The organism is Mycobacterium sp. TH-M106 (assembly GCF_057473765.1).
Map to the genome: position 1 here is coordinate 1 of NZ_JBYCLE010000484.1, position 3,765 is coordinate 3,765.

Below are 3,765 nucleotides of genomic sequence, written 5' to 3' on the forward strand. Positions count from 1 at the left end.
AGGAAGCAACTTGCAGAATCAACAACCGGTCCGGTGTGTCGTTGCCCCAGGAAGCAGGGCCTATTCGCCGGCGGGTAGGGGTATCAAATCCAACAGAGTCGAAAATCACCATGGGGAACGGGAACCGCTGTTGCAGCTCCTCGATGCCCTCGGTGATCCACTTGGAGGCGTTGTTGCGGATCGAGGTGTTCTCGGTCCAGCCGGTCACGACATCGGTCATCGTCAAGGTGCGGGCGAACTCGCCGATCAGTGTCGGGCCGCAGTGCGCCACGGTGTCGGCCTCGATCACCCCCGGCGCCTTGGGCGCCTCCTCAGCGCAGGTGCGGATGCTGATCGAATTACGCAGCAGCGGTGAGGGTTTCGTTGTTGAGATGCCCTTGATGCGCATCCGCTCCCGGGCGGGTTTGAGGTAGCGGTCCACGGTGGCTGCGCTCATGGTCTTCAACTCCGCCACGGCCGCTTCGGTGGCGAACGGCTTGTCAAGATCACCGGCTTCGGCCAGCAGCGGCAGCCATAGTTCGAGCATCACCACCAGGTACTTGCCGCACGGCATGCCCATCAAGGCCCACACGTGCTCCAAAAGCGCCCTGGCATCATCGCTGAAGCCCCGCGGCCGCAACCTGCGCCGGTCGACCTGGCTGGCCGGGTCGGCCAGCTTCGGGCCGGTCAGCATCCGCCGGGCTGTCGAGCGGCCCATCCCGGTGGTGGACACCACCCGATCCAGGATCTTGGTCTTATCCGCCTTCGATGCTCTGCGGTACTGACCCCGTAGTTTGTTGGTTACCTGCCGCCTGGCGGCCATGTCGATCTTGCCCTCCACATCGGGCAAGCCTTCCGCGCTACGCGCTCAAAATAGCTGAGGCACCACCACCGGCCACGCGCTCAAAGTAGGTGAGGCACGCCGACGGCTTGACCTTTGTTGATCACGGATGTATAACAGACACCAGCTTGCCGGACCATCCGTAACCATTGGTCAGGCGTAATACACGAGTCCGAAATGGACACGAAACCCGATGATAACAATACACAGCGAATAGGGAGGGAAGGGATAGCTCGAGAAATGACGAATTCATGCGCAACAGCGATGCTGACACATCGTGATTCTTACGACCAGGTTCCCACGGTAACCCTCAATGACCAGCAAGAACTGCCCGTCCTAGGGCTGGGGGTCGCGAAACTCTCCGACGAGGAGACAGAGGCTTCGGTGCTCGCCGCCCTGGAGAGTGGATGTCGCCTCATCGATACTGCTGCGTCGTATGGTAATGAAGCCGCGGTGGGTCGCGCTATCGAAGCCTCTGGGATTCCCCGCTCCGAATTGTTCGTCAGCACCAAACTGGGCACCTCTCATCAGGGATTCGACACTGCGCGGGAAGCCTGCGAGCAAAGTGTCGATCGGCTCGGACTTGACTACATCGACATGTATCTCATCCATTGGCCGGCGCCACAGTTAGGTAAATATCTGGAGAGTTTCGAGGCCATGATTCAGGCTCGCGACGACGAACTCGTGCAGTCGATCGGCGTCTGCAACTTCACCGAAGAACACCTGACGACGGTCATCGAGGAAACCGGTGTCGTACCGGCGATCAATCAGATCGAGTTGCATCCCCGGCTGAGCCAGGTCGAACTCCGCGACACACACGCCACACGCGAAATTGTCACCCAGTCCTACAGTCCGCTGGGCGTCGGCCTACTGCTCGACGACCCCACGGTGACGCAGATCGCCGAAGCCTACGACCGCACACCGGCGCAGGTGCTGATCAGGTGGAATCTCCAGTGTGGCAACGCGGTTATCTCTCGGTCTGGAAAGCCGGAGCGCGTCGCGGCGAACTTGGACGTGTTCGATTTCGAGTTGGCCGACAACGACATGGACGTCCTCGATGGGCTCCACGACGGCACCCGGGTGCTGCACGACCCGCTGACGTTCCTCGGTACGTAATCGGACCGCAGCGCGTTCTGCTGGATTCGCGCGGTTCGTATTAGTCAGCCTTGCGGCCGAACAGCTTCCTGCCCACCCACGCGATCGGGTCGTAGCGGTGGCCGACTACCCGCTCCTTCATCGGGATGATGGCGTTGTCGGTGATCGTGATGCTCTCCGGGCAGACCTCGGTGCAGCACTTGGTGATGTTGCACAGCCCCAGGCCGGCGTCGTCCTGTGCCCAGTCACGCCGGTCTGCGGTGTCCAGGGGGTGCATCTCCAGTTCGGCGAGCCGGATGAACATCCGCGGGCCGGAAAAGCTCTTCTTGTTCTCCTCGTGGTCGCGGATCACATGGCAGACGTTTTGGCACAGGAAGCATTCGATGCACTTGCGGAACTCCTGGGAGCGCTCCACATCCTGCTGGAACATCCGGTACTGGCCGGGCTCGCGGTCTTTCGGGGGCTCGAACGACGGGATTTGGCGCGCTTTCTCATAATTGAACGACACGTCGGTGACCAGGTCGCGGATCACCGGGAACGTCCGTATCGGTGTCACGGTGACGGTCTGGTCCGGTGCGAACATCGACATCCGGGTCATGCACATCAGCCGCGGATAGCCGTTGATCTCCGCCGAACACGACCCGCACTTGCCGGCTTTGCAGTTCCAGCGCACCGCCAGGTCGGGAGTCTGCGTCTGCTGGAGCCGGTGGATGACGTCGAGCACCACCTCGCCCTCGTTGACCTCGACGGTGAAGTTCTGCAACTCACCACCGTCGACGTCGCCACGCCAGACCCGCAGCTGTGCGTTGTATGTCATCTAGCTCTCCGTCCCGGATGCTCGGCCAGCTCTTCGTCGGTGTAGTACTTCTCCAGTTCGGAGATTTCGAAGAGGCCCAGCAGGTCTTCGGGCATCCCAGGCTGGGCCTCGCGGGTGATGTCGATCTCCGGAATCGCGCGCTCGCCCGAGGCTCGGCAGACGAGCAGCGTCTTGCGCCAGTTCGCATCCATGCCCGGGTGGTCGTCGCGGGTGTGCCCGCCCCGGCTCTCGGTGCGCCGCAGGGCCGCCTTGGCCACGCATTCGCTGACCAGCAACATGTTGCGCAAGTCGATGGCCAAGTTCCAGCCGGGGTTGTATGCCCGCTGGCCTTCGACCGTCAGGTTGGCGAATCGGCCTTTGAGCTCCTCCAGTTTGACGAGGGCCTGCTCCAGTTCACCGGCGTTGCGGATGATGCCGACCAGGTCGTTCATCGACTGCTGCAGCTCGGCGTGCAGGGTGTAGGGGTTCTCCGGTTCGCCGCCGCCGGGCCCGTCCAGCGGGGCCAGCGCCAGCTTGGCCGCTGCGGCGAGCGTGCCGGTCGAGATCGAGGGCCGCCCGCCCAGCGACCGCACGTACTCGGCGGCGCCCAGCCCGGCCCGGCGACCGAACACCAACAGGTCGGAGAGGGAATTGCCGCCGAGCCGGTTGGAGCCGTGCATCCCACCGGAGCACTCGCCGGCGGCGAACAACCCGGGGACCACGGATGCACCGCTGTCCGGGTCGACCTCGATGCCGCCCATCACGTAGTGGCAGGTCGGTCCGACTTCCATCGGCTGTTTGGTGATGTCGACCTCAGCCAACTGCATGAACTGGTGGTACATCGACGGCAGCCGGCGTTTGATCTCCGCGGGCGCCAACCGAGACGCGATGTCGAGGAACACTCCGCCGTGCGGCGAACCCCGGCCGGCTTTCACCTCGGAGTTGATCGCCCGGGCTACCTCGTCGCGGGGCAACAGGTCCGGGGTGCGCCGGGCCGAGTCGTTGTCCTTGAGCCACTGGTCGGCTTCTTGCTCGGTCTCGGCGTACTGGCCTT

Annotated in this window: 3 protein-coding genes and 1 pseudogene; 1 reads left to right on the forward strand and 3 read right to left on the reverse strand. The window is 63.2% G+C overall.

All coding sequences use genetic code 11. The features are described 5' to 3' along the window. Positions 1-412 precede the first annotated feature (412 nt). Positions 413-697 (reverse strand): annotated as a pseudogene (locus AC2VOP_RS17130) (integrase catalytic domain-containing protein); the annotation flags it as partial. Between the two features lie 387 nt (positions 698-1,084). Here AC2VOP_RS17130 and AC2VOP_RS17135 point away from each other — a divergent pair. Further along, a complete protein-coding gene (locus AC2VOP_RS17135) occupies positions 1,085-1,936 on the forward strand; it encodes an aldo/keto reductase (RefSeq protein WP_486962077.1) in 852 nt (283 codons plus the stop codon). A 40-nt stretch (positions 1,937-1,976) separates the two neighbouring features. Here AC2VOP_RS17135 and AC2VOP_RS17140 read toward each other — a convergent pair whose 3' ends face one another. Further along, positions 1,977-2,732, reverse strand: coding sequence for a succinate dehydrogenase/fumarate reductase iron-sulfur subunit (locus tag AC2VOP_RS17140; protein ID WP_486962075.1), 756 nt, complete (start codon positions 2,730-2,732; stop codon positions 1,977-1,979). Then, on the reverse strand, positions 2,729-3,765 hold a 1,037-nt coding region (locus tag AC2VOP_RS17145), incomplete at its 5' end, for an FAD-binding protein (RefSeq protein WP_486962076.1). The genes AC2VOP_RS17140 and AC2VOP_RS17145, both read right to left, overlap by 4 nt.